Raw genomic sequence first — 24,752 nt, forward strand, 5'->3', positions numbered from 1 at the left:
GACTTCAGTCGCAAGCACGAGTAATTACTATAACGAGCACTCCACTATCACGCAAATCGGCGTGTCGGAACCTTTCGACGACGCCATCCCTACTCTCATGGCTTACTCCGCGGCCCCATGCCCGAATATCCGTTAGTGTGGAAAACATGAGTGAGAGCATGAGCAAACGGCGGTTCATGATCGCCGCATTCGGAGGCTGGAACGATGCGTGTCAGGCGGCGACCGACGTCATCCGCCACCTGCTGAATGTATACGAATCCCGGGAGATCGGGCACATCTGCTGTGATTCGTATTACGACTATCAATCATCACGCCCCATGATGTGCACCATTCAAGGGCGGAAACGCATCGTATGGCCAGAGACCACATTCTATGAAATCGAAATAGACGAACACACGAAGCTGTATGTGGAGATGGGACCCGAACCGAATTTCCATTGGTCGGACTTCTGCCAGCGCTCACTTCGGTTCGCGGACGAATACGAGGTGACCGACATGATCACCATCGGGTCCATGTTCGCCGAATGCGCGCACACCCGCGCCTTGCCGGTAAGCAACTCCGACGGCGACGACGACACCGGCGACGACGACACATATTCCGGCCCCGTCGGCATTCCCACCGTGCTGCATTACGCGGCGGCCGAGGACGGATTCGAGGCGCGCTCACTCTGGGTGTCGGTGCCGCAGTACCTCGGAGGGGACGAATGCCCCGCCGCGACGATGCGGCTTCTGGAGGAAGTCAGCGCCATCATGGACCTGTCCCTCGAAGAGGGCGACCTCCCCTCGCAGGCGGAGAAATGGCGCGCCAAGGCCGACATGCTCGTGCGCTGCAACGACGACCTTTCGGACTACGTCCATCATCTCGAACGCCATATGGACGAGCACTCCCCCGGGCATGACGTCTCCACCCCCCATGCAAGGCAGCTGGTAGAGGAGACCGAGGAGTTCCTGCGGTCGTTCGACCATCCGGCGACGGAATAGCGCAACGGCATCGATGGATGCGTAAAAATTGTTTGGGGGCTTCCACCAAGGCATGGTGGAAGCCCCCAAACAATTTCCCGGATTCCTATGCGGCCGCCGCCACGGAGGGATCGATTGCGGGAAGCACGCCGGTGATGAGCAGAATCGCCACGATAACCGCAAGAACGATGCGGTAGACCGCGAACGCCTTGTAGGAGAACGTCGAGACGAACTTGAGGAAACCGATGATGACGATGTACCCGACGAGGAACGAGACGACGGTAGCGGCGATCGTGGGACCCCAGCCGGGGAACATTCCGATGGCCTTGCACGCCTCGGCGGCTCCGCTGCCTCCCGCATTGCATGCGCTCACGTCCTTGACCGCGGAGACGGCTTCGAGGATTCCCGCGCCGAACACCGCGGGAATGGCCATGAGGAACGCCACGCGCACGGCGGCCTCACGAGTGTAGCCCATGGCGCGGCCGAAGGTGATGGTGCCGCCGGAGCGCGAGACACCGGGAATCAGGGCGAGCATCTGGCCGATGCCGAAGATGATGGCGTCCTTCACCGTCATACGCCCCATGGTCTTGACCTGGCGTGACCGCGCGTCGAAGAACCACAGCAGCACGCCGAACAGTGCGAGCACGGTCACGGTGATCCACAGGTTGCGGAACGTGGTCTCGATCGCGTTCTTGAACAGCAGGCCGGCGACCATGATGGGCAGGGTCCCGATGATGATGTACCAGCCCATCTGGGTGTCCTTGTTGTGCGCGCCGAACCGGCTCCTCAAATCCTTGCCGTCCCTGCCGAACAGCGAACCGAACCACGCGCCCAGGATACGGATGATGTCCCGTCTGAAATACAACAGGACGGCGAGCTCGGTGCCGATCTGGATGATGGCGGTGAACGCGGCGCCGGGATCCGAACCGATGGTCAGGTCGCCGATGATACGGATGTGGGCGCTGGAAGATACGGGCAGGTACTCGGTCAGTGCCTGCACCAGACCAAGGAAGATCGCCTGGAAGAAATTCATAACCCTTTGCTGTCCCTTGAAGTTAGGTTGTCGATAACGGCATGAGGAATGGCCGTCGTTTTCATATCGGTACGATGCAACACCTTAGCCTCATCCGTCTAAGAAATCATCAAGAACGCATCATATTTCGTTCAATGGTCACATTACGATGGGCCTGGCTATGGAAAGGAGCACATGGATGCCCACATATCGGAAAAGTAGACGTTGGGCCCCGGAAGGGTTCTTCGAATGCGAAGGCCGTGGCCTCAAATGGCTCGGCGAGGCCATGGAGCACGGAGGCCCCCGCGTGGTGGAGGTGTACGACTGGGGCGATGACCATCTCGACATCGAACGCGTGGACGCCGCCTCCCCCACACCGAAGGCGGCCTACGAATTCGGTGCCGCGCTCGCCCGCATGCATGACGTCGGCGCCCCCTGTTTCGGTGCGCCTCCGGCGGGCTATACGGGAACCTGCTACTTCGGCCCGCTTCAGGACCCCGTTCCGATGGATACCGGCGATTGGTCCGACGCGGCCACATACTACGGCCAGGGAAGGCTTCTGCCCATGGTTCGCCTCGGCGTGCAAAGGCATGAACTGGACCAAAGCGACCTCGACATGACGCAGGAGATCGTGGATGCCCTGCCACGAATCATGGGACCGGCGGCCTCCGACAAACCGGCGCGCATCCACGGGGACCTATGGGGAGGCAACGTGATGTGGACCGACGATGGTGACGGCGCCGAAGCCGTGCTCATCGATCCCGCCGCGCACGGCGGACACCGTGAAGAGGATCTGGCGATGCTGCACCTGTTCGGCATGTCGTATCTTGAGCGAATCATGGAGGGCTACCAGTCCGTGCATCCTCTGAAAAAGGGGTTCGAGGCCCGCTGCACCCTATGGCAGCTGTATCCCATCGCCGGTCATTGCGTGTTCTTCGGCGGCGGCTACGTCGGCCAGTTCCGCGCCATGTGCCGCTCCCTGTTGCGTTGACCGACAATCACCATTCAACATGATGTTCAGTGGTTTGTCGTGAGCGGAACGCCGAACGGTCGCCGGGAAATGAAAGGGGCTTCTGATTCTCGATACCCAAGAATCAGAAGCCCCTTTCCCATAGTGGATGAGATTGACTCAGCAGACCTTCCACATCCAGTTGTGCGGATCCTCGATCTCGCCGAGCTGGATGCCGAGCAGCTCGTTACGCAGGTCGACGGTAAGCTTGCCGGAGTTACCGTCCGCCACGGTGACGTCGAACTTCTCGGACTTGAAGCGCCCAATCGGGGTGATGATGGCGGCGGTGCCGCAGGCGAACACCTCGGTTACCTCGCCGGACTTGATGTCCTCAAGCAGCTGGTCGATCGCGATCATGGTCTCGACGACATCATGGCCCTTGTCCTGAAGCAGCTGGATGAGCGAGCGACGGGTGACACCCGGGAGGATGTTGCCTGTGAGCGACGGGGTCTCCACGTGGCCATCCTTGTGCACGGCCATCATGTTCATGCCGCCGAGCTCCTCAAGGTACGTCTTGGTGGCGGCGTCGACGAAGCACACCTGCTGGCAGCCGTTCTCGATGCCCTTGTATTCGCCGAGCAGGGAGGCGGCGTAGTTGCCGCCGCACTTGGCGAATCCGGTGCCGCCAGGGCCGGTACGGAACCACTTGTCCTCCACCCAGATGCTCACGGGCTTCACGCCACCCGGGAAGTAGGGGCCGGACGGGGAGGCGATCACGCAGTAGTCGACCTCCTGCGGAGCACGCACACCGAGGAAGGGCTCGGATGCGAACATGAACGGGCGCATGTACAGCGTGTATTCACGACGGGAAGGAACCCAAGCCGCATCCCGCTTGACCAGAGCGGCCACGGAGCCGAGGAAGTCGTCGATGGACAGCTCCGGCAGATACAGGCGCTTGGCGGAGTTCTGGAAGCGTTCGGCGTTGGCGTCCGGGCGGAACAGCCACACGGAACCATCGGCATGATGGTATGCCTTCAGACCCTCGAAGCACTCCTGAGCGTAATGCAGCACGGATGCACCCGGATCCATCTTGAGCGGGGCATACGGCTCGACGCGACGATCCGACCATCCTTCGCCCTTGGTCCAGGTCATGTGGGTCATGTTATCGGAGAAGACCTGCCCGAACGCCGGCTTGTCGATGAGCTCCTGACGCTTGGCGTCGGACGCCGGGTTTTCGTTGGGCAGCACAGTGAAGGCGTCTGCCAGCTTGGACAGCGCCGCCGGATCGTGATGAGTATTTTCTGTCATTCTTAGCTTCTTTTATTCCATTGCCGGCCGGAATCCGACCGGCTGCGGGTATGAGGTCGGTGCTTCTGGCACCGGACTGAGTAACACTCTCTCACATGGGGATTATCCGGCACGGAGAAAGTTCACATTATGAAAACGTATGGTCGTCGAATCCGTCGGTCGCGGCGACAATGCAAAGAGCCCACACGGGGTGGGCTCGTTATACATCAATCGGACGCGTCGGGGCTCAACGCCCCGCCGACATGGGACCGGTTCACTCGGCCTTGGCGTCAGCGGCCGGAGCGGCTGCGGCGTCAGCGGCCGGAGCGGCTGCCGGAGCGGTGGTCTCGGAGGAGTCCTCCGGAACCTCGACGGTGACGACGGACTCTTCCGGATCGTCGTGGATGAGCTCGACGCCCTCGGGCAGGACGACGTCCTTGGCGAGCACCTTGGTGCCGTCGACGAGGCCTTCGACGCTGACGGTGATTCGCTCAGGCAGGTTGGCGACGTCGGCGCGGACCTTGAGCTCCTGAACGTCGACGAACGCGACGGCAGCGCCCTTCGGGGTGCCCTCGACGAAGACCGGGACCTCGACCTCGATCTTCTCGCCGGCGCGCACCTCGTAGAAGTCGACATGCTCGACCTGCTGCTTGACGGGGTTGCGCTGCACGTCCTTGACGACGGCGAGCTTGGAGTCCTCGCCGAACTTCAGCTCGAAGAGGGCGTTCGTACGACGCAGGGCGTTGGTGGTCTCCTTCATCGGGAGCTGCAGGAAGGTGGGCTGCTCGCCGCCGGCGTACACGGTGGCGGGAACCAGCTTGGCGACGCGCATACGACGTGCAGCGCCCTTGCCGAACTCGGTACGGACTGCGCCTTCGAGGGTGATATCTGCCATGATGTTCTCCTTAAATCACGAATTGCCTTCGTCCCGGCGCGTCGACGCGCCGCGGAGCACCATGGATGGAAGCCCGAACGTCGAGTCGATAACGGAAGCGCGCATCACACGCCTTCCCTCGCCAAGACAACAATCTGTAAGCATACCATACCCTCGACGATTTGTCATGCCGCCGTGTCCAAGGACGGCCGCAGCTCGGCACGCCCATGTCTGGGGGCCCGCTCATCGTCGGAGAACGTGATCACCACGGCGGCCATGACGCATGCCACGCCCGCCAATTCCCAGATTCCCGGAATCTCGCCGAACGCAAGACCGACCGCCACGGCGACGGCGGGATACATGGACTGCATGACTGAGAACGTCCCGGAGGTGGTCTTGCGCATCACCACCTGATCGATGACGTAGGGGAAGAACGAACTGCACACCGATACGACCAGCATGAGCAACAGCAGATGAACGATGCCCCATCCGCCTTCGGAGGCCAGCCATGTCGCGGTCTTCGAGGGAACGAACAGCCCTTTTACGGCGGGTATGGCGAGGAACAGCGACTGGGCCGCGAAGCCGATGCACAAGGCGACCGACAACCTGTCCAGAGGGCTTCCCGTATGCGCCACCTTGCGTCCCATGACAATGTATACGCCCCACATCGTACCGCCGATGAGGATGGCGACGATGCCGATGGCAGGACGTCCCCCATCCGGTGAGGTCAGGGACATGCCTGCCAGAAGCGCCACTCCCGCAGCCGCGATGCCCACGCCGATGCGCTCACGCCAGTTTCTGCCGGTGATCAGGGCCACGCCGAGTGGCCCGACGAATTCCATGGCCACGGCCATTCCCATGTTCAGCTCGCTGATCGCCAGATAGAACATGGTGTTCATGGCCACGATGGCGAGGCCACAGCCGGCGGTGACGGCCCACTCCCGTCGGGTATGGGGAAGCGTGCGTCGTACGGCGGCGCGCCAGGGACGACGCCACGCCAGCATCATGATCGCCAGAAATCCGAACCGGTACCAGGCCGCACACAACGGGTCGATCTGGGTGAACACGGTCTTCGCCATGCCGGTGGCGAAATACATGAGTGCGCCTTCGACGGCGACGATGACGACGGCCGGGGTCTTCTCCAAAATGCGATACGCTATCTTCCTCACAGATACGTAAGCGTATCGCCATGTTTCCGGCATGTAAACCAGGAGACGTCGTTGTTCCATGATTTGTATGTAATGCGGTCACATTCGCATATGGGAAGCGCCGTGGAATCCATGAATGCGGATTCCACGGCGCAGTCGATTCCGAGCGAATCACGGGCGTGTGGCTTCAATGCGCAGAGCACGAAGGGTACATGGGTACGTCGAGTGCTCCGCAACGCAGAAAACACTCCGCTACGCGATGAGCAATTGATCGCGTGACGCGTGTGGCATCAAGGCGCGGGAGATGAAGGCGTACGAGGGTACGTCGAATCTCCCGCAACGTGGATGACACTCCGTCACGCAATCAATTCCTTGACGGCGGCGATGATGGCCTGCAACTCCTTCTTCGCATCGCCGAACAGCATCTGCGTGTTGTCGTTGAAGTAGAGCTCGTTCTCGATGCCGGCGTAGCCCTTGCCGCGTCCGCGCTTGATGACGACGACGTTTTCGGATTTGTCGACGTCGAGGATGGGCATGCCGGAGACCGGGGTGCCGGGTCGGCGGGCGGCGGGGTTGGTCACGTCGTTGGCGCCGACGACAAGGGAGATGGTCGCCGTGGGGAACTGCGGGTTGATGTCGTCGAGGTCGACGAGCTCCTCGTAGGGCACGTTGGCTTCGGCGAGGAGCACGTTCATGTGCCCGGGCATGCGGCCTGCGACGGGGTGGATGGCGTAGGCGACTTCGACGCCGCGGCTCTTGAGGAGCTCGCCGAGGTCGGCGAGCTCGCGCTGGGCCTGCGCCATGGCGAGGCCGAAGCCGGGGACGAAGATGACCTTCTGCGCGTAGACGAGCTGGACGGCGACGTCGTCGGCGGAGGTCTCCTTCATGGTGCCGGTGACGCCGTCGTCTCCTCCTGCGGCGTTGTCGCCGCCGAATCCGCCGGCGAGGACGGACAGCAGCGGACGGTTCATGGCCTGCGCCATGAGGATGGAGAGGGTGACGCCGGCCGCGCCGACGAGGGCGCCGGCGACGATGAGGGCCACATTGTCGATGGCGAGGCCGGACATGGCGACGGCGGTGCCGGTGCAGGCGTTGAGCACGGAGATGACGACGGGCATGTCGGCGCCGCCAATCGGGATGACGAACACCAGACCGTAGCACAGGGCGAACACGGTGGTGAGGACGGACCACAGGAGACGCTGCTCGGGCTGGATGCACAGCATGACGAAGGCCGCGATGGTGAGCACGATGAACAGCACGTTCCAGAAGCTCTTGCCGGGCAGTCTGAGGTTCTTGACGAACTTTACGCCCTGGAGCTTGCCGGCGGCGATGAGAGATCCGGTGAAGGTGACGGAGCCGATCATGATGCCGAGTCCGGCGGTGATGAGCACGACGAGGGTGGGAAGCGCCTCGTTGGTGAGGATGTCGTTGAGGGCGACGAGGGCGGCCGCGCCGCCGCCGACCGTGTTGAACACGGAGACGAGCTGCGGCATGTCGGTCATCTTGACCTTCTTGGCGGAAACGACGCCCGCGACGGCGCCGATGAGGATGCCGGCGACGAGCACGACGACGGCCGTGACGGAGATGAAGCCCTTGACGAAGAGATGCACGAACGCCATGACGACGGCGAACACCATGCCTGTGGCGGAGATCTGGTTGCCTTTGCGGGCGGTCTTCGGGGAGTTCATGAAGTGCAGGCCCATCACGAACATGACGGCGGCCAGCAGGTACACGAACCATGCGATGATATCGATGGGTGTTGCGGTCATTACTTATCGCCTTCCTTCTCGTCCTTCCTGGAGGGCTTCGAGCTCTTGAACATCTCCAGCATGCGGTCGGTGACCACGTAGCCGCCGACGACGTTCATGGTTCCCAGCACGGCGGCGAGGAAGATGAACACGTAGGCGAGCGGGGTCTGCGCCTCGGCGGCGACGATGACGACGCCGACGATGACGATGCCGTGGATGGAGTTGGCGCCCGACATCAGCGGGGTATGCAGGGTCGCCGGCACTTTGCCGATGACCTCGATGCCGATGAGCAGGGCGAGGACGAACAGGGTGATCGAGACGACGAGATCGGGCATGATCACTTCTCCTCTTCTGTATTGTCGGATGCGGACGCATCGACGCGTCCGGCGACGATGAGCGCGTTGTCGAGTTCTTCGTTGAGGTCCATGGCGAGCCTGCCATCCCGCACGAAGTGGGCGAGCACGTCGGCCACGTTGCGGGCCAGCAGGTTGGAGGCCGTGGTGGCGACGCCGCTGGCGAGGTCGGGGGCGCCGATGAGCCGCACGCCGTTGTCGGTGACGATGGTCCGGTTCGGTTCGGAGCCTTCGACGTTGCCGCCGAGTTCGCTGGCGGCGCAGTCGACGATCACGGCGCCGCGGTGCAGCCCGTCCACGCCGGCCTTGGTGAGCAGCATGGGGGGCTTGCGTCCCGGCACCTTTGCCGTGGTGATGACCACGTCGAATTCGGCGGCTTTCGTGTCCACGGCGGCCTGCTGGGCGGCCTGCTCCTCGGCGGTGAGCTGCCGGGCGTATCCGCCTTCGCCCTGGCCTTTGGAGAAGTCGAGACCGAGTTCGAGGAATTTGGCGCCGAGGGATTCGACCTCGCCCTTGGCTGCGGGGCGGACGTCGTATGCGGTGACGACGGCGCCGAGACGGCGCGCCGTGCCTATGGCCTGGAGTCCCGCGATGCCGGCGCCCAGGATGAGCACCTTGGCCGGGCGGATGGTGCCGGCCGCGGTGGTCATCATAGGGAAGAACGAGCCGTATGCGTCGGCGGCCCTGAGCACGGCCTTGTATCCCATGACGGAGTTCTGGCTGGTCATCTCGTCCATGGACTGCGCGGAACTGAGCTGGCGCGGGAGCTTCTCGATGCCCACGCCGACCAGCCCGGCCCTGTCGAGTCGGTCCACGTACTCCTGATCGGTGAACGACCCGAGCATACCGATGACCCATGATCCCTCCGGCAGACGGGCGACGAGTTCGTCGTCCGGGCGATCGACGAATCCGAAGGCCTGCGACCGAGCAATGACCTCGTCCCTGCCGACGACCCCCGCTCCCGCCTTGATGTAGTCTTCGTCACTGAATCCGGCGGCTTGTCCGGCATTGCGCTCGATGACGCAATCGACGGCGGAACGCTTGAGTCGTTTGACGATGTCCGGGGTGAGCGCCACGCGAGACTCATGCTCGGCGGTCTCATTGAAAATTCCATAAGTGATGGTCGATTGCGTATCTTCCCCCACCTGGTCCTCCCTCGTGATCTTTCCGTAACGGCGCCACATCAGCTCGTGGCACCCCGTACAGTCTATATCAAAGCCAACAAATGGCAACAATCGCCCTGGATTCAGCATATGCGGGGCATGATGCGACATCTCCGCCAACGCCTACGGTAGCGTAACGGCCGGCCCTGCTACTAGAGTGCGATAGGACTAATGAATGAAGGAGAACTCGTGGGTCTTATCGGTTCCGTAAAAAACGCAGTGGCCACGGCGGCGCATCGCGCTTCCAATCTCGGACGCAACTATCTGGACTACCCCGGCAGCGACGATCTGAACGACGACGGTCTTCCCGACACCCCTCCGGCGCAGGACGCCGTCTCGCCGGACGATCTTCCCCATGTGGACTACTGGGGGCCCGACTATCCGACCACGACGTATATGGACGACGGTCTGCTGACGTCGCGCACCGACGGAAATCCTCCTCTCGATGAGGGGACCAGCATCTACGACATCTACGCCGACCGAGCTCGGCGCATGGGAGACAAGCCCCTGTACACGTTCAAAAAGGACGGCGAATGGGTGACGAAGACGGCCGATGAGACGCTCGCCGACATTCGCATCACCGCCAAGGGGCTGCTGCATTACGGGCTGCGCAAGGGCGACGCCGTGGCGTTCATGTGCCGAACGAGCTATGAATGGAACATCGTGGACGCGGCGATCATGGCCTGCGGCGGCGTGCTCGCTACCATCTACGACACCGATTCGGGCGAGCAGATCCGCAACATCGCGAACAATTCCGACGCCCGGCTGCTGATCGTGGAGACCACGGGCATGCGCGCCGAGGCCGAGAACGTACTGCCGCAGTGCCCCACCGTCGAGAACATCGTCTGTCTGGAGACCGGCGGCCTCGACGAGATCCAGGCGTACGGAGCCTCGGTCTCGGACGCGACACTCGACGAACGCATCGATTCGGTGAAGAAGACCGATCTTTGCTCCATCGTATACACGTCCGGCTCCACGGCGGCCCCGAAGGGCGTGGAGATGACGCACGAACACTATTGCGCCGATGCGTTCAACCTGCACGACTACATGCCCGACCTGCTTCACGATGACAGGAATACCATCCTGCTGTTCCTCCCCCAGGCGCATTCCTTCGCTCGCGCCATCAACTACATCATGGTGGCGAGCCAGCTGCACGCCTACATCGCACAGGGGATCAAAACGCTGATCTCCGACTTGCAGGCGGCAAGGCCTTCGGTGATGATCGTCGTGCCGCGCGTGCTGGAGAAGGTGTACAACGCGGCTTCGCAGAAGGCCGGGCATGGTGCCAAGGGGCTGGTTTTCGCCGCCGCCGTCTCCGCTGCGCAGGACTATATGAAGGAGGTGTCCGAGAAAGGCAGGGCCGGTGCCCTGGTCAGCGCCCGGCGGGCATCCTTCGACCCGATCGTGTACAAGTCGTTGCGTGACGTGCTGGGTGGGCGCGCCCAGTGGATCGTGTCCGGCGGCGCCCCGCTCGACCCGGAGCTGCTGTCGTTCTTCCGCGGTGCCAAGGTGCCGGTCTACGAGGGGTACGGCGCCACGGAAACGACCGCACCCTGCGCGTTCAACCCGTTGGGCGTGCCGTTCCGTCAAGGCTCGGTCGGCATCCCCTTCCCGGGTTTCACGCTACGCATCGCCGAGGATGGCGAGATTCAGATCAAGGGTGTGTCGGTGTTCCACCGGTATCACAAGAACGAGGAGGCCACGGCCACGTCGTTCACCGAGGACGGGTGGTTCGCCACCGGAGATCTGGGACGTCTCGATGCCAACGGATTCCTGTACATCACCGGGCGCAAGAAGGATCTCATCATCACCGCGGGCGGCAAGAATGTCTCCCCCGGTCCGATCGAGGAGGCCATCCAGCGCTGTGAGATCGTTTCGCAGGCCCTTGTGCTCGGAGACAAGCGCCCGTTCATCTCGGCGCTGATCACGTTGGACGAGGAGGCACTGCGCCCATGGCTGGAGACCAAGGGCCTTGACCGTGAGATGTCGTTGGAGGACGCCGCCGGGAACGCCGCGGTGCGCGCGGAGATCCAGAAGTTCGTCGATCTGGCGAACGAGGGTGTCTCACGCGCCGAATCGGTGCGCAAGTTCATCGTGCTGCCCGAGGAGTTCACCCAGGAGAATGGTCTGATGACCGCTTCGATGAAGGTGATCAGGCCGAAGGTCATCGCAAGATACGCCACGCTGTTGAACACGCAGATGTACACGCCGCGCAGGAAATCCTGATTTCGTCACTGCGCCACAAACATGAAAAATCCCCTCCGTATGAGCGCGGAGGGGATTATTTTTTCGTCATCGCATTCTCATGGATGAGCGCGATCCGGTTCAGTGTTCGAACGGATAGACCTCGCCCCACTGTGCGCGCAGGGAATCCATTATGCGCATGATGCGCAGCGTTTCCTCATGAGGCATCTCCTCGCATTGCGTCGCACCTTCGAGGATGGCCTTGGCTGCGCTGACGACCTGGTATTCGTACCCGGTGATCTGGTCGGGGAACAAGATCTTGTCGATCTGCCGGTGGTCCGCGTCGAACACGGAGATACGCTCCGGATTGTTGATGTTCTCCACGATGAGATAGCCCTTGTCGCCCTGGATGACGCCCTGTCTGCTGCCGACCGACACCATGGACGAGTCGATGGTCGCCGCCACGCCGTTGTCCAGCCAGAAGGTGGCGGAGAACTGTTCGTCCACGCCTCTGTCGGTGAATACACAGCTGCTGGTCACACTCCGGGGTGTCGCCTCGGGGAACGCCATGGCGACGAAATTGATCGGATATACGCCGACATCGAGCAATGCGCCGCCCGCCATGGCGGGGTCGGTCATGCGCGCCTTGTCGGACACGGGATATGAGAGGTTGGCGTAGACCTGCCTTGGCGTGCCGACCACACCGGATCGCAACGTGTCGAGGATGATCCGGCGGCTGGGCATGTACCGTGTCCATATAGCCTCGGTGCACAGCAGACGGGTCTGCGAGGCGACGTCCAGCACCTTCCGCGCCTGCTCCTCGTTCGCGGTGAACGATTTCTCAACCAGCACGTTCTTGCCTGCCATCATGCATGCGATGGCGTGACGGGCGTGCATCGCATGCGGCGTGGCGACATACACCAGATCGATCTCCGGATCGGCGAGCATGGACTCGTAGCTGCCGTAGGCCCTGTCGAATCCATATCGGTCCGCGAACCGTTCCGCACGCGGGTCATCATCCCTCGTCGCCACCGCATAGGGCCTGATGAGCGTGGAGTATCGCTCATCGCCGGCCATGTCGTGCAGCGTCTGCGCCATATGATGCGCTATTCTGCCGCATCCCAGTATCGCGACGTTCACCGTGCCGTCATGGATGCCGTTGCGTCTGCTCATGATTGTCCCTTTCTGTTATGTTCGGCGGCGACGAAAATCGAATCGCCCGGGCATGTCGTCCGGCGGGATGGATCAGAATCCCAGACGATCGAGCTTCTTGGGATCGGACTGCCATTCGCGGGCCACCTTGACGTGCATGTCGAGTTTGGCCTTGGCCCCCACGATTCGGTTGACGGGCGTGCGAAGCTTCTTCTTCACCCGCACCAGATGCTCGGCCTTGCGACCGATGATGATCGGTTTCTGCGAATCACGTTCCACATAGACCGACACCAGAACCTGCACCTTGGGTCTGGGTTCCTCCGGATTCCCCTCGGACGGCTCATCGTCCGGGCGGATGATATCGTCGACCACGACGGCGAGCGAATGCGGGAGCTCGTCGTCGAGCTCTTCGAGGAACGCGCCCCGGATGAGTTCCGCGATGGCCTCTTCGGGCCTTTCCTCGCTGATCTGGTCCTCCGGATACATCTGAGGGCCTTCCGGCATGACGTCGATGAACATCCGGCGGACCTCGTCAAGATTGTCGTGTTTCAGCGCGGACACGGGAACGATGTCGGTGAAGCCGGCGAATTCGTTGATTTCGATGAGCTTGTCGACGAGCTGCGAACGGCTGAGCTCGTCGATCTTGGTGACCACTGCGATGAGGGGAACCTTCCACGTGAAGGCGCCGTCGTCCCCCTTCGTGGCGAACTGGCTGCGAAGACGGCTGAGGATGCGTCTGTCGCCCGGGCCGATCTCCTGATCGGCCGGAAGAAGGAAGGCGATGGCGTCCACTTCGGACAACGACTCGTCGACGATGTCGTTCAGACGCTGTCCAAGCAGCGTACGGGGCCGATGGATGCCGGGGGTGTCGACCAGTACGATCTGCGCATGGTCGGTGGTGAGCACGCCTCGGATGGCCTTTCGCGTCGTCTCCGGACGCGACGACGTGATGGCGACGTGTGAGCCGATCAACGCGTTGATCAATGTCGATTTGCCGACGTTGGGCCGTCCGACGACGGCGATGAACCCGGATCTGTAGGCGTCTTGAGCATCTTGCATAACACACCACTGTACCGTGAGGGCTGGCGAAATCGGACGCCTAGTCGTCGGTGGACGCGTCGGGCAGTCCCCCGTCGTCGACGGACGATTCGAGTTCCACGAGGATGGTGGAGACCTTCTTGCGGCGGCCCGCCGAATCCACGGCGGTGAGACGCAGTCCGTGGGTGACGGCGTGGGACCCGACCAGGGGGACCTTGCCCAGCACCTTGGTGAGCAGCCCGTAGACGGTGTCGACGTCATCCTCGTCGAGGCTGATCTCGAATATCTCCTCCACATCGGCGATGGACGAACGAGCGGGGAACCTCCACTTGCCCGGCGCCACCTCCTCGGGCTCGGCCTTCTGGGTCCGGTCGTGCTCGTCCTCCAGCTCGCCCACTATCTGTTCGATGGTGTCTTCGATGGTGACGAGGCCGGCGATGCCGCCGTATTCGTCCACGACGATGGCCACATGCTGGCGCTGGCGCTGCATCTGATGGAACAGGTCGTCGACCGGCTTCGATTCCGGCACCAGCAGCGGGTCGCGCTTGATCGAGGACACCGGCCGGTCGGCGGCGGCGGGGTTGAAGGCGACGGCGCGCACCGCGTCCTTGAGATAGGCGATGCCCACAAGGTCGTCGACGGAGTCCCCGATGATGGGCACCCGGGAGAAACCCGAGCGGGAGAACATCTTCAGTACGCTGCCGAGGGGCTCGTCCTTGCCGATGCAGATCATGTCGGTTCTTGGCACCATGATCTCGCGGGTCAGCGTTTCGGACAGCATCAGCACATTGCGCAGCATCTCGGAGATCTCGGGATCGAAGTCGTCGGTCTCGACCAGACGGTCGATCATCGCGCGACGCTGTTCCAGGTGGATCTTATCCAGCTCCTCGTCGTCGGAAAGCTCGGTCTTCCCCGATCGGGAGGAGCTGATGCCCTTGACCTTCGCGAACGGCGTCAGAGCCACGGCGACGGATATCGAGCGGGAATGCTTGAGCATGATCTGGATGGGCATGGAAGCCCTCGTGCTGCGGGGTCGCACAAGGATCGACACCACGCCGACGATGAGGGCGAACGTGATGCCGCACAGCAGCGTCACCCAGATGGGTGCTCCGAGCGCGTCCGAGATGCATGCGACGAGCACGCCGTCGAGGATGTTGCACACGATGCGGAAGAACGCGCACGACCCGGATGTGGCGAAACGGTCGGAGACGAGCCGCTGCACGCGGTGGATGCGGTCGAGCTGCTTCATCTTGGTGAACTGGCTCTCGTCGCCCGTCTGCACTTCAAGGATCAGATTGTTGAGACTGGAACGGGTGACCCGGGTGATGGCCCCCTCGGTCGAGGCCATAACCAGTGAGAGCCACACCAGCAGCAGTGCGACGGCCGCCATCGCGACGATTATCGGGATGAGTCTCTCGTTCATGACCGGTCGCCGTCCCCACGGTGTTCGGCCTCGTACCGGGCCAGCAGGTCCGGCGCGCCTTCCGGCAGTCGCACATCGTCGAGGATTCCGGGCCGCAATGCCAGGAAGGTCAGCAGGAGCTGGCGCTGCAGGCCGAACATCTGGCGTTCCTCCGCCGGCGTGGTGTGATCGTATCCGAGTAGATGCAGGATGCCGTGGATGGTGAGCAGCATCATCTCCTGGATGGTGGAGTGGCCTGCGGCGCGGGCCTGTTCGGCGGCCACGTACGGGCAGATGACGATGTCTCCCAACACGCCTTCCGGCACGGTCTTGCCGTTGCCGGGGCGCAGCTCGTCCATCGGGAAGCTCATGACGTCGGTGGGGCCGTCAAGGTTCATCCAGCGTTCATGCAGGCGGGCCATGGACGCCGGATCGTTGAACAGCACCGTCAGGTCGGACTGCGTGCTGACCCTCATCTGGTCGAGGACCCAGACCCCGAGGTCGGAGAAGGTCTTCGGTTCGATGGTCCACGGGGTTTCGTTGGTCACTTCGACGCTCATGCGCGTTCATCCTCCTGATGACGGTGTCCGTCCGACGGTCCGCGGTGCCGGCGGTCCGCATGTTCCTTGCGCAGTTCATCATAGCGTCCGTACGCCTCGACGATGCGGCCAACGAGCTCATGACGCACCACGTCGGTCGCCCTAAGATGGACGAACGCGATGTCGTCGATGCCGTCGAGCACGCGCTCGATGGTGGCGAGTCCGGATCTGGGCACGGTCAGGTCCACTTGGGTGATGTCGCCGGTGATAATCATGCGCGTGTTGAAGCCAAGACGGGTGAGGAACATCTTCATCTGCTGTTCGGTGGTGTTCTGGGCCTCGTCGAGAATCACGTAGGCGTCGTTGAGCGTACGCCCGCGCATATAGGCGAGCGGGGCCACCTCGATGGTGCCGTCCCCGAGATAACGGTGTAGCTGGTCGGCACCCAGCATATCGGACAACGCGTCGTACAGGGGGCGCAGATACGGGTCCACCTTCTCGCTCAGCGTTCCGGGGAGGAATCCGAGGTTCTCGCCCGCCTCCACCGCCGGTCTGGTGAGGATGATCTTGCGCACGCGTCCGTCCTCGAAGGCCCGTACCGCCTTGGCCACCGCCAGATAGGTCTTTCCGGTGCCCGCGGGGCCGATCGCGAACGTGATCGTGTGTTTTTCGATGGCGTTGACGTAGTCGATCTGGCCGGCCGTCTTCGGACGCACCGGCACGCCGAGCGCGAAGGTTATGACCCCGGGGATGTGCACGCGCTTGCGTTCGTCCTTGGCCGGGACGACGTCCTTCCTCGGGGAGGATGCCGGACGCCCGGCGGGCCTTCTCCCTGCGGCATGCTCCCGGATCCGGCTCTGCCACCCCTCCCGGGAATGGGACGTGCTCAGCAGCCTGCGCACGGTGTCCGCATCCATCGGCGCCGTGTATGCGGCCTGGATGATCGTGTCGATGATCTCCTCCGCCTCGTTGGCCTGCGCCTCCGTCTGCCGTGAACGCGACATGACCGCCACCCGGTTGCCGCGGACGATGATCGTCAGTTCGGGGAAAGCCCTCTCCACCTCGCGTATCACCTGATCGGCCGGTCCGAGGACCGTCACGGGATTGAGTTCCGAGGGGATGGTGATGGTACGTGTTGTTGTGGCCACGTTAGATTGTTTTCTCTTTCCGTTCGATTGCAGGAAACACGTCGGTTCTGTCGGCGGCCGGACGTCGTCCACCGGCCGCGTCCGCGCTACTCGTCAAGCACCTCGCCGGTGAGCACGTGGGCGTGCACGTGGAAGACCGTCTGCCCCGCGTCCTTGCCGGTGTTGAACACAAGACGGTACTCGCCGTGGAACGCTTCGTCGGCGATGGACTGGGCCACCTGGACCATGTGCGCGAGCTGCCCGGCATCCTCCTTGGCGAGGGCGGCGACGTTCGGATGATGCTTCTTCGGAACGACGAGCACATGCACCTTCGCCTTGGGATTGATGTCCTTGAATGCATAGGTGGTGTCGTCCTCGTACACCTTCTCGCTGGGGATCTCCCCGGCGATGATCCTGCAGAACAGGCAGTCGTTGTCCTTGCTCATGGAGCCGCTCCTTGTATGATGTGGATTACGTTTTCATGCTATTGCGCACTTGGGATAATCCCCGACATCACCACGCGCTTAGAGAACACGGTTCACCCAACGTTCATTCCGACTGTCCTACGCGAACCGCCCGAGAACTCGCGACAGCAACGCCAGGGCCACCGGCCCGGCACTCGACGCCCGCATGATGTTGCCGCCGAGAACCACCGCGCTGGCGCCGGCCTCGACGAACGATGAGACCTCCTCCTCGCTTATGCCGCCTTCAGGCCCCACGACCACACTGATCGTCCGCGGCCTGCCGTCGTCGAGGCAACGCTCCGAGATGTCGCGGACCCTGTCTTCGATGGAGTCCCACGTATCGGTCGCGTCCTGATGCAGCACGATGACCATATCGCCGTGCACGCCGGAGCGCAGGCACATCTCCACGATATTGCGGCTGGTCGCCTTGGACTCCAGCTCCGGAGCCCATGTGCGCCGGGACTGTTCGGTGGCCGCGTTGAGGATCTGCCTCCATTTGCCGGCGGCCTTGGCCTCTTTATTGCCCTTCCATTGCACGATGGAGCGGTTGGCCTGCCACGGCATGACCAGATCCACGCCCACCTCGGTGGCGGTTTCGATGGCCTGCTCGTCGCGGCCTGATTTGGCGAGGGCCTGTATCAGGCGCAGACGCGTCACCGGAGCGGGATCGCGGCCCACCTCCTCGACCATGACCTGGCGGCTGGCGGGGTCGCGCACCGTGGCGAGGACACGCAGGCCGCGCCCGTCGGAAAGATAGAGCCTCTCCCCCGGCCCCAGGCGCATCGCCTTGAATGCATGACGCGCGACATACTCCGGTACGGTGATCACCCATCCGTCATGCAGCCGTTCGTCGCTGTTGACCGGGGTCTCGTCCTTGCTGGGGTCGATGAGGAAAAGCGGAAAAGTCATGGCTCAAACGTACACGACACGCCGGATATTGTTCTGATTTGACAGACACCCCTGCTGTGATGCTATAGTTCCATCTCGTTGCCAAACACGGCACCTGTCCGGGTGGCGGAATGGTAGACGCGCTAGCTTGAGGTGCTAGTGGTTATTTTATACAACCGTGCGGGTTCAAGTCCCGCTCCGGACACAGACGAACCCCTTGGAATCCAAGGGGTTTTCTTGTATTCACCGACTCTTTCATACGACGGACCAGAGCCGGGGCACAGGCGGGTATGGGTCATATCCCACAGGCCGCACCGCGGTCCGCGACACCTCCCCGTCGTCACGACACGCCGGATATTGTTCTGATTTGACAGATACCCCTGCTGTGATGCTATAGTTCCATCTCGTTGCCAAACACGGCACCTGTCCGGGTGGCGGAATGGTAGACGCGCTAGCTTGAGGTGCTAGTGGTTATTTTATACAACCGTGCGGGTTCAAGTCCCGCTCCGGACACAGACGAACCCCTTGGAATCCAAGGGGTTTTCTTGTATTCACCGACAATCCGAGCCACCGACAATCCAAGGAACGCCGACATGCGACTGGAACATATCGAATCCATCGACGACGAACGTCTGAAATCCTTCACCCATCTGACGGAGCCACAGCTGCGCAACCGGCTGGAGCCGTCCATGGGCATGTTCATCGCCGAATCCCCCAAGGTCATCGATCGGGCCCTGGCGGCGAACGTGGAACCGGTGTCGTTCCTCGTCGAGGAACCATGGCTCGACGGCATGTCCAAGGAATTCGATTTCGTCGACGACCGCTGGGGCAAGGACGTCCCCGTCTACATCGCCACCCCCGAGGAGCTGAAGAAGATCACCGGATACCGTCTGCATCGCGGCGCCCTGGCGACGATGAGACGATGGACGCTTCCCTCCGTCGAGGACATCTGCCGCGGCGCCTCGCGTGTGGCGGTCATGGAGAACATCGTGGACCCGACCAACATCGGCGCGCTCATGCGGTCCGCCGCGGCATTGGACGTGGACGCCGTCCTCGTCACGCCGTCGTGCGGGGACCCGCTGTACCGTCGCGCCGCACGCGTGTCCATGGGAACCGTGTTCCAGGTGCCGTGGACACGCATCGGCGGAGACGACCGCCGTTACTGGCCGTGGAAGGGCATGGACGAACTCCACGCATGCGGACTGACCACGGCAGCGCTCGCCCTGAGCGACGATTCCATCGGGCTGGATGATCTGGTCGAACGGCTCAACACGCCCGACACGCCAGAGCACATCGACCGGCTCGCCATGATCTTCGGCACCGAAGGCGACGGACTGAGCCGGCATACCATCGCCAAGGCCGACCTGACCGTGAAGATCCCGATGAGCAACGGCGTGGACAGTCTCAATGTAGCGGCGTCAAGCGCCGTGACCTTCTGGGCGACACGACGACGATGACGAACGCGGGCGTGAACGGGACGGCCACGGAATGCTAACACGGGATGGCCACCACGCTACCCCATGGCAAACGATTGATAAAAAAGCGAATATCGGACGACACCTGCCCCCAACATCATGGTTTTTGTGACAATATAGAGTTATTGTTTCACTCACCGACGAGTAAAAAGGCAGGGGATACCCATGAAGAGAAGCCCGAAAGTACTCTCGATCGTTCTGGCTGGCGGCGAAGGCACACGCCTGATGCCGCTCACCCGTGACAGGGCGAAGCCGGCGGTCCCGTTCGGAGGCGTGTTCCGTCTCATCGACTTTCCGCTGAGCAATCTGGTAAATTCGGATTTCCAGCACATCATCGTATTGACGCAGTACAAGTCGCATTCGCTTGACCGCCACATCTCGCAGGTCTGGCGATTCTCCTCGCTTCTGGGCAACTACGTATCCCCCGTGCCGGCACAGCAGCGTCTCGGCAAGCACTGGTACCTCGGTTCCGCCGACGCGATCTACCAGACGATCAACATCATCGAGGACGTCAAGCCCGACATCGTCGTGATCGTCGGCGCCGACCATGTGTACCGCATGGACTTCCAGCAGATGGTGCAGTCGCACATCGACTCCGGCGCAGAGTTCACGGTGGCCGGCATCCGCCAGCCGATCAGCCAGTCCAACCAGTTCGGCGTCATCAACACCGATCCAAACCACCCCGGCGTGATCACGCATTTCGAGGAGAAGCCGGCCACCACCACCGGACTGCCCGACGACCCTTCGATGATGCTCGCCTCCATGGGCAACTACGTGGCCAACACGGACGCCCTGTTCGACGCGCTGCGCAAGGATGAGAAGGCCAAGGACACCAAGCACGACATGGGCGGCGACATCGCCCCGTACTTCGCCTCCCGAGGAGAGGCCGGCGTCTACGACTTCACCACCAACGACATCCCCGGATCCACGGAGAAGGACCACGCCTACTGGCGTGACGTCGGTACGATCAAGCAGTTCTATGATGCGCACATGGACCTCATCGCCTATGTGCCGGAATTCAACCTGTACAACACCGAATGGCCGATCTACACCTATTCCGGCTCGCTGCCGCCCGCCAAGTTCGTGCATGCCGGCCGTGACCGCCTCGGACACGCCACCGACTCGATCGTCTCCCCCGGCGTCATCGTATCCGGCGGCGAGGTGCATCATTCGGTCATCTCCCCGAATGTGCGCATCCACTCGTGGTCGCAGATCGTCGATTCGATTCTGTTCAACAACGTCGTCATCAACCGCCGCGCACGCGTATACAAGGCGATTCTCGACAAGAACGTCGTGCTCACCGAGAACGCGACCGTCGGCATCGACACCGAGCGTGACCTCGAACGTGGCTTCACGGTGACGGCCGAAGGCATCACCGTCGTGCCGAAGGGCACCATCGTCACGGACTGATCATCCTCGATTGATGGTCAGACCGTCGGTCGATGCATCCGATATGAATCAGGCTCCCTCCCCTGCCGGGGATGGGAGCCTGATTCGTTGGTATTGATGTGTCACGCACTGCCCACGATTACGCGGGCGCACGCGTGGCGGGTCTACGCGCCGTAGGTGGGCAGATTGTCGAAGTTGAAGCCGAGGGCGGCGAGCTGGGCCTGTCCCTCCGGCGTGATCTTCTCGATGCTCCACGGCGGGGTCCACGTCCAGTCGATGCGGAACTCCTCGACCAGCCCGGCGAGCACGCTGGCGGTCTCGTCCTCGATGAGATCGGTGAGCGGACATGCCGGCGTGGTAAGCGTCATCGTGATGATGGCGCGGCCGAGCTCATCGATCTCGATGCCGTAGACAAGGCCGAGGTCCACCACGTCTATGCCGAGTTCGGGGTCGATGACCTGATGCAGGGCCTCCTGCACGTCGCGCGCGGTGGCGCGGCCGATGTCGTCGATGGCCTTCAGGGGGATGTCCGGCTCTCCGTCGGAATCCGGGCAGCCGCATGAGCCATGGTCGTTGCCACAGCCGCAGGCATCTGCCGACTGCTTGTCGCTGCCGGTGCCGGTATTGTTCCTGCCGATGGAACCTGCGAGATTCGGGTTCATCATGACCTTCTTGGCGTCCTCCTCGTTGCCGAGGGCTCGCTGTACGGACTGATAGACCGAATCCTGTGGTTCGGGCACAAGATTGTCGTCTGCCATGTACGCCTCCTTCGTCGAAAATCTATGAGTATACAGGTTCGTCGTGCTATGCCTGCTTGCCGTCTGCATCGCCGGTCATATGGGCCAACGCCTGCGCCATGGAGTCCTTCAGGCCCTCCCATCCCAGTAAAGCACACTTGATGCGCATGGGGTATCGTGAAACGCCCTGGAACACTACGGCGTCGCCGAGTGATTCCTCCAGTCGTTCGTCGTTGAGGCCGTTGCCTCGCGATTCCATGAGCCTGTGGAACGTGTGGAACAGCTCCATGGCCTCGTCCACGGTCTTGCCGTCGACGAGATCGACCATGATGGACAGGCTCGCCTGCGAGATGGAGCAGCCTTGGCCGTCCCATACCAATTGTTCGATGTGCTGCGGCCTGCCGTCGCTGCCATCGGAGATTTCGACGCGGACGGTGACTTCGTCTCCGCAGGTGGGATTGAACTGGTGCGACTGGGCCGGCACACAGTATTCGTGGCTGGCCTGCAACGTGCTTTCCCCGGTGCTGAGACTGTCGATGCCTATGGTGTTCGCAGCCTCAGCGGAGGCGAACCGGACTTTGCCATGGGGATTCTTCGAAGCCTCCAGGATGACTTCCTGGTACATCTGCTCAAGTTCTTCGGAGCTCATTCCGTAATCTGCCATGCCCTCTAACCTAGCGATGTGCTATGACGTCGGTGGCCCGTCATGCCGTAGGCGTACCGGCATGACGGGCCACCATCGACGTCGCGCGGGATTCGACCCCGACCCGTGTCTTATTCGGCGCGGAAGAAGGAGCGGACCCTGCCTGCGGCTTCGATGAGCGCCTTGGCGTCGTCAACGGAATTGTAGATGCCGCTTGAAGCGCGGTTCGAGGCAAACAGGCCGAAATGACGGTGCACGGGCTGTGCGCAGTGATGGCCGACGCGGATGGCGATGCCCTGGGCGTCGATGAACTGGCCCACGTCGTGCGGATGCACGCCCTTGACGTCGAAGGCCACGGTGCCGATGCGGTCCACGTTCTCGCGCGGCCCAAGGATGCGGATGCCGTCAATATCGCCAAGTTTGAGCAGTTCGGCGGCGATGGACTTCTCATGGGCTTCGAGGTTCTCCATGCCGATGTTCATGAGCCACTCGGCGGCGACCCCGGCCGCGACGACCTGGGCGACGGGCTGCGTGCCGGCTTCGAAGCGCGCCGGAGGCTCCATGTACTGGGCAGGCTTATCCATCCAGGCCAGCTCGACCATGGAGCCGCCGAAGTTGGCCGGGGGCAATGCCTCAAGCAGTTCACGGCGACCGTAGAGGAATCCCACGCCGGTGGGGCCGTACATCTTGTGGGCGCTCCATGCGGCGAAGTCCACGTCGAGGGCATGGAAGTCGACCCTGAGATGCGGAACGGACTGGCAGGCGTCAAGGATGAACACGGCGCCGACCTCATGCGCACGACGGACGATGGGCGCGATGTCGGTGATGGCACCGGTGGTGTTGCCCACATGCGTGACGGCGACGACCTTGGTGCGTTCGGTGATGACCTCGTCGAGGTTGTCGGTGCGTACGCGGCCGTCTTCGGTGAGTCCAAGCCATTTGAACGTGGCGCCGGTTCGGGCGGCAAGCTCCTGGAACGGTAGCAACACGGAATGGTGCTCCGCCTCGGAGACCACGATCTCATCGCCGGGCTTGAGGGCGAAACGCTTGGCAGCCTCTCCCCCACGGCCTAGTGACGCGTTGCCGATGGCGGTGGCAAGCAGGTTGAGTCCCGCGGTGGCGCCACCGGTGACGACGATCTCCTCCTCGCCTTCGTCCGAGGCGGCGCCAACGAGGCGGGCGACCTTGGCACGGGCCTGTTCGAAGGCCTCGGTGCTCAATGCGGCGAGTTCATGGGCACCGCGGTGCACTCCGGCATTGATGGTGCGGTAGAACTCGGACTCCGCATCGATGACGCACTGTGGCTTCTGAGACGTGGCCGCCGAGTCCAGATAGACGAGCGGATGCCCGTGGACACGCTGATCGAGAATCGGGAACTGCTCCCGAATTGCCTTGAAATCCACCATGGTGTTCTCCCGTCTCAGGCCAACGCCGATTCGGAGTCGGCGCCCTCGGGCAGGTACTGGTCGTAGCCGTTCTCCTCAAGCTCGTCGGCCAGCTCGGGGCCTCCGGTCTTCACGAAGTGGCCGTCGGCGAACACGTGCACGATGTCGGGCTTGATGTATTTGAGGATGCGCGTGTAGTGCGTCACCATGAGGATGCCGAAGTCGTTGGCGTCCTTGGCGCGGTTCACGCCTTCGGAGACGATGCGCAGCGCGTCGACGTCGAGGCCGGAGTCGGTCTCGTCGAGGATGGCGAACTTGGGCTTGAGCAGTTCGAGCTGAAGCACTTCGGCACGCTTCTTCTCACCGCCGGAGAAGCCTTCGTTCACGGAACGGGAGGCGAACTTCGGGTCCATGCGCAGACGCTTCATGGCTTCGCCGAGCTCCTTGGCCCACGTGCGGATGGCGGGGGCCTTGCCGTCGACCTCGGTCTTGGCGGTGCGCAGGAAGTTCGTCATGGAGACGCCGGGGACCTCGACCGGGTACTGCATGGCGAGGAACAGGCCCGCCTTGGCGCGCTCGTCCGGGGTCATCTTGAGCAGGTCCTCACCGTCGAGCAGGGCCTGGCCGGAATCGACCTCGTACTTGGGGTGGCCTGCCAGAGTGTAGGCGAGTGTGGACTTGCCGGAGCCGTTGGGGCCCATGATGGCGTGGGTCTCGCCGGAGTTGACGGTGAGGTTGACGCCCTTGAGAATCTGCTTGCGGCCGTCCTTGGTCTCCACGGAGGCGTACAGGTCCTTGATTTCCAATGTTGACATTGTTGTTCTCCTAAAATCTGT

23 protein-coding genes and 2 tRNA genes are annotated in these 24,752 nt (G+C 62.6%); 7 read left to right on the forward strand and 18 right to left on the reverse strand.

Going from position 1 to position 24,752, the window contains the following annotated elements:
- Positions 1 to 146 precede the first annotated feature (146 nt).
- The gene (locus DF200_RS00540; RefSeq protein WP_241520058.1) at positions 147 to 980 is read left to right on the forward strand and encodes a PAC2 family protein; all 834 of its coding nucleotides are present in this window, start codon (positions 147 to 149) and stop codon (positions 978 to 980) included.
- An 85-nt stretch (positions 981 to 1,065) separates the two neighbouring features.
- Here the strand turns inward: DF200_RS00540 and DF200_RS00545 are convergent, their stop codons facing one another.
- Complete coding sequence (locus DF200_RS00545; protein WP_109136350.1) at positions 1,066 to 1,992, reverse strand: undecaprenyl-diphosphate phosphatase; 927 nt, start codon at positions 1,990 to 1,992, stop codon at positions 1,066 to 1,068.
- Between the two features lie 178 nt (positions 1,993 to 2,170).
- Here DF200_RS00545 and DF200_RS00550 point away from each other — a divergent pair, with 178 nt between their 5' ends.
- Complete coding sequence (locus tag DF200_RS00550) at positions 2,171 to 2,962, forward strand: fructosamine kinase family protein (RefSeq protein ID WP_109136351.1); 792 nt, start codon at positions 2,171 to 2,173, stop codon at positions 2,960 to 2,962.
- A 138-nt stretch (positions 2,963 to 3,100) separates the two neighbouring features.
- On the opposite strand, the gene DF200_RS00555 is transcribed toward DF200_RS00550, so the two are convergent.
- The 6 genes from DF200_RS00555 to DF200_RS00580 form a co-directional block, all read right to left on the reverse strand.
- Positions 3,101 to 4,228, reverse strand: coding sequence for a branched-chain amino acid aminotransferase (locus DF200_RS00555; protein WP_109136352.1), 1,128 nt, complete (start codon positions 4,226 to 4,228; stop codon positions 3,101 to 3,103).
- Positions 4,229 to 4,481: 253 nt separating this feature from the next.
- Positions 4,482 to 5,102: a 50S ribosomal protein L25/general stress protein Ctc gene (locus DF200_RS00560; protein ID WP_109136353.1), complete on the reverse strand. Its 621-nt coding sequence runs from the start codon at positions 5,100 to 5,102 to the stop codon at positions 4,482 to 4,484.
- Positions 5,103 to 5,266: 164 nt separating this feature from the next.
- Complete coding sequence (locus DF200_RS00565; protein ID WP_241520059.1) at positions 5,267 to 6,250, reverse strand: EamA family transporter; 984 nt, start codon at positions 6,248 to 6,250, stop codon at positions 5,267 to 5,269.
- 335 nt (positions 6,251 to 6,585) lie between these two features.
- A complete protein-coding gene (locus DF200_RS00570) occupies positions 6,586 to 7,998 on the reverse strand; it encodes an NAD(P)(+) transhydrogenase (Re/Si-specific) subunit beta (RefSeq protein ID WP_109136355.1) in 1,413 nt (470 codons plus the stop codon).
- Positions 7,998 to 8,312 (reverse strand): NAD(P) transhydrogenase subunit alpha part 2, encoded by a 315-nt coding sequence (locus tag DF200_RS00575; RefSeq protein ID WP_109136356.1) that lies wholly within the window; start codon positions 8,310 to 8,312, stop codon positions 7,998 to 8,000. The genes DF200_RS00570 and DF200_RS00575 overlap by 1 nt, the downstream gene beginning before the upstream one ends.
- Before the next feature lie 2 nt (positions 8,313 to 8,314).
- Positions 8,315 to 9,475, reverse strand: a complete 1,161-nt coding sequence (locus tag DF200_RS00580; RefSeq protein WP_109136471.1) for an NAD(P) transhydrogenase subunit alpha — start codon at positions 9,473 to 9,475, stop codon at positions 8,315 to 8,317.
- A gap of 207 nt (positions 9,476 to 9,682) precedes the next feature.
- Here DF200_RS00580 and DF200_RS00585 point away from each other — a divergent pair, with 207 nt between their 5' ends.
- Positions 9,683 to 11,719 (forward strand): AMP-dependent synthetase/ligase, encoded by a 2,037-nt coding sequence (locus DF200_RS00585; RefSeq protein WP_241520060.1) that lies wholly within the window; start codon positions 9,683 to 9,685, stop codon positions 11,717 to 11,719.
- A gap of 99 nt (positions 11,720 to 11,818) precedes the next feature.
- Here the strand turns inward: DF200_RS00585 and DF200_RS00590 are convergent, their stop codons facing one another.
- The 7 genes from DF200_RS00590 to DF200_RS00620 all read right to left on the reverse strand — a co-directional run bounded on the left by DF200_RS00590 (position 11,819) and on the right by DF200_RS00620 (position 18,308).
- Positions 11,819 to 12,850, reverse strand: coding sequence for a Gfo/Idh/MocA family protein (locus tag DF200_RS00590; RefSeq protein ID WP_109136358.1), 1,032 nt, complete (start codon positions 12,848 to 12,850; stop codon positions 11,819 to 11,821).
- A 72-nt stretch (positions 12,851 to 12,922) separates the two neighbouring features.
- On the reverse strand, positions 12,923 to 13,888 hold the full coding sequence (gene era, locus DF200_RS00595; protein ID WP_109136359.1) for a GTPase Era: 966 nt from the start codon (positions 13,886 to 13,888) through the stop codon (positions 12,923 to 12,925).
- Between the two features lie 40 nt (positions 13,889 to 13,928).
- On the reverse strand, positions 13,929 to 15,290 hold the full coding sequence (locus DF200_RS00600) for a hemolysin family protein (protein WP_109136360.1): 1,362 nt from the start codon (positions 15,288 to 15,290) through the stop codon (positions 13,929 to 13,931).
- A complete protein-coding gene (gene ybeY, locus DF200_RS00605) occupies positions 15,287 to 15,829 on the reverse strand; it encodes an rRNA maturation RNase YbeY (RefSeq protein WP_109136361.1) in 543 nt (180 codons plus the stop codon). Before ybeY ends, DF200_RS00600 begins: the two co-directional genes overlap by 4 nt.
- A complete protein-coding gene (locus tag DF200_RS00610) occupies positions 15,826 to 16,956 on the reverse strand; it encodes a PhoH family protein (RefSeq protein WP_109136362.1) in 1,131 nt (376 codons plus the stop codon). Before DF200_RS00610 ends, ybeY begins: the two co-directional genes overlap by 4 nt.
- An 86-nt stretch (positions 16,957 to 17,042) precedes the next feature.
- On the reverse strand, positions 17,043 to 17,381 hold the full coding sequence (locus DF200_RS00615) for a histidine triad nucleotide-binding protein (protein WP_109136363.1): 339 nt from the start codon (positions 17,379 to 17,381) through the stop codon (positions 17,043 to 17,045).
- A 117-nt stretch (positions 17,382 to 17,498) separates the two neighbouring features.
- Entirely contained in the window at positions 17,499 to 18,308 is an 810-nt protein-coding gene (locus DF200_RS00620; RefSeq protein WP_109136364.1) for a 16S rRNA (uracil(1498)-N(3))-methyltransferase, read from the reverse strand.
- Positions 18,309 to 18,404: 96 nt separating this feature from the next.
- Here DF200_RS00620 and DF200_RS00625 point away from each other — a divergent pair.
- From DF200_RS00625 to glgC, 4 genes are all read left to right on the forward strand, one after another.
- Positions 18,405 to 18,492 (forward strand) — tRNA-Leu (locus tag DF200_RS00625).
- 220 nt (positions 18,493 to 18,712) lie between these two features.
- Positions 18,713 to 18,800: transfer RNA gene (locus tag DF200_RS00630), tRNA-Leu, on the forward strand.
- Positions 18,801 to 18,880: 80 nt separating this feature from the next.
- Positions 18,881 to 19,744, forward strand: a complete 864-nt coding sequence (locus DF200_RS00635) for a TrmH family RNA methyltransferase (protein ID WP_109136365.1) — start codon at positions 18,881 to 18,883, stop codon at positions 19,742 to 19,744.
- A gap of 183 nt (positions 19,745 to 19,927) precedes the next feature.
- Complete coding sequence (gene glgC, locus DF200_RS00640; protein ID WP_109136366.1) at positions 19,928 to 21,172, forward strand: glucose-1-phosphate adenylyltransferase; 1,245 nt, start codon at positions 19,928 to 19,930, stop codon at positions 21,170 to 21,172.
- 143 nt (positions 21,173 to 21,315) lie between these two features.
- Here the strand turns inward: glgC and DF200_RS00645 are convergent, their stop codons facing one another.
- The 4 genes from DF200_RS00645 to sufC all read right to left on the reverse strand — a co-directional run bounded on the left by DF200_RS00645 (position 21,316) and on the right by sufC (position 24,731).
- Positions 21,316 to 21,909: a metal-sulfur cluster assembly factor gene (locus tag DF200_RS00645; RefSeq protein ID WP_109136367.1), complete on the reverse strand. Its 594-nt coding sequence runs from the start codon at positions 21,907 to 21,909 to the stop codon at positions 21,316 to 21,318.
- Between the two features lie 46 nt (positions 21,910 to 21,955).
- Entirely contained in the window at positions 21,956 to 22,552 is a 597-nt protein-coding gene (sufU, locus tag DF200_RS00650; RefSeq protein WP_109136368.1) for a Fe-S cluster assembly sulfur transfer protein SufU, read from the reverse strand.
- Positions 22,553 to 22,662: 110 nt separating this feature from the next.
- Positions 22,663 to 23,937: a cysteine desulfurase gene (locus DF200_RS00655; protein WP_109136369.1), complete on the reverse strand. Its 1,275-nt coding sequence runs from the start codon at positions 23,935 to 23,937 to the stop codon at positions 22,663 to 22,665.
- 14 nt (positions 23,938 to 23,951) lie between these two features.
- Positions 23,952 to 24,731: a Fe-S cluster assembly ATPase SufC gene (gene sufC / locus DF200_RS00660; protein WP_109136370.1), complete on the reverse strand. Its 780-nt coding sequence runs from the start codon at positions 24,729 to 24,731 to the stop codon at positions 23,952 to 23,954.
- Positions 24,732 to 24,752 lie beyond the last annotated feature (21 nt).

The organism is Bifidobacterium catulorum (assembly GCF_003129925.1).
Lineage (GTDB): Bacteria > Actinomycetota > Actinomycetes > Actinomycetales > Bifidobacteriaceae > Galliscardovia > Galliscardovia catulorum.

Bases quoted from the DNA above. Each gene is read 5' to 3' on its own strand.
- DF200_RS00570 (WP_109136355.1), bottom strand. From the start codon at position 7,998: ATGACCGCAACACCCATCGATATCATCGCATGGTTCGTGTACCTGCTG.
- DF200_RS00615 (WP_109136363.1), bottom strand. From the start codon at position 17,381: ATGAGCAAGGACAACGACTGCCTGTTCTGCAGGATCATCGCCGGGGAG.
- DF200_RS00575 (WP_109136356.1), bottom strand. From the start codon at position 8,312: ATGCCCGATCTCGTCGTCTCGATCACCCTGTTCGTCCTCGCCCTGCTC.
- DF200_RS00560 (WP_109136353.1), bottom strand. From the start codon at position 5,102: ATGGCAGATATCACCCTCGAAGGCGCAGTCCGTACCGAGTTCGGCAAG.
- DF200_RS00550 (WP_109136351.1), top strand. From the start codon at position 2,171: ATGCCCACATATCGGAAAAGTAGACGTTGGGCCCCGGAAGGGTTCTTC.
- DF200_RS00540 (WP_241520058.1), top strand. From the start codon at position 147: ATGAGTGAGAGCATGAGCAAACGGCGGTTCATGATCGCCGCATTCGGA.
- DF200_RS00635 (WP_109136365.1), top strand. From the start codon at position 18,881: ATGCGACTGGAACATATCGAATCCATCGACGACGAACGTCTGAAATCC.
- era (WP_109136359.1), bottom strand. From the start codon at position 13,888: ATGCAAGATGCTCAAGACGCCTACAGATCCGGGTTCATCGCCGTCGTC.
- DF200_RS00600 (WP_109136360.1), bottom strand. From the start codon at position 15,290: ATGAACGAGAGACTCATCCCGATAATCGTCGCGATGGCGGCCGTCGCA.
- glgC (WP_109136366.1), top strand. From the start codon at position 19,928: ATGAAGAGAAGCCCGAAAGTACTCTCGATCGTTCTGGCTGGCGGCGAA.
- DF200_RS00620 (WP_109136364.1), bottom strand. From the start codon at position 18,308: ATGACTTTTCCGCTTTTCCTCATCGACCCCAGCAAGGACGAGACCCCG.
- DF200_RS00545 (WP_109136350.1), bottom strand. From the start codon at position 1,992: ATGAATTTCTTCCAGGCGATCTTCCTTGGTCTGGTGCAGGCACTGACC.
- DF200_RS00555 (WP_109136352.1), bottom strand. From the start codon at position 4,228: ATGACAGAAAATACTCATCACGATCCGGCGGCGCTGTCCAAGCTGGCA.
- DF200_RS00645 (WP_109136367.1), bottom strand. From the start codon at position 21,909: ATGGCAGACGACAATCTTGTGCCCGAACCACAGGATTCGGTCTATCAG.
- sufU (WP_109136368.1), bottom strand. From the start codon at position 22,552: ATGGCAGATTACGGAATGAGCTCCGAAGAACTTGAGCAGATGTACCAG.
- sufC (WP_109136370.1), bottom strand. From the start codon at position 24,731: ATGTCAACATTGGAAATCAAGGACCTGTACGCCTCCGTGGAGACCAAG.
- ybeY (WP_109136361.1), bottom strand. From the start codon at position 15,829: ATGAGCGTCGAAGTGACCAACGAAACCCCGTGGACCATCGAACCGAAG.
- DF200_RS00655 (WP_109136369.1), bottom strand. From the start codon at position 23,937: ATGGTGGATTTCAAGGCAATTCGGGAGCAGTTCCCGATTCTCGATCAG.
- DF200_RS00590 (WP_109136358.1), bottom strand. From the start codon at position 12,850: ATGAGCAGACGCAACGGCATCCATGACGGCACGGTGAACGTCGCGATA.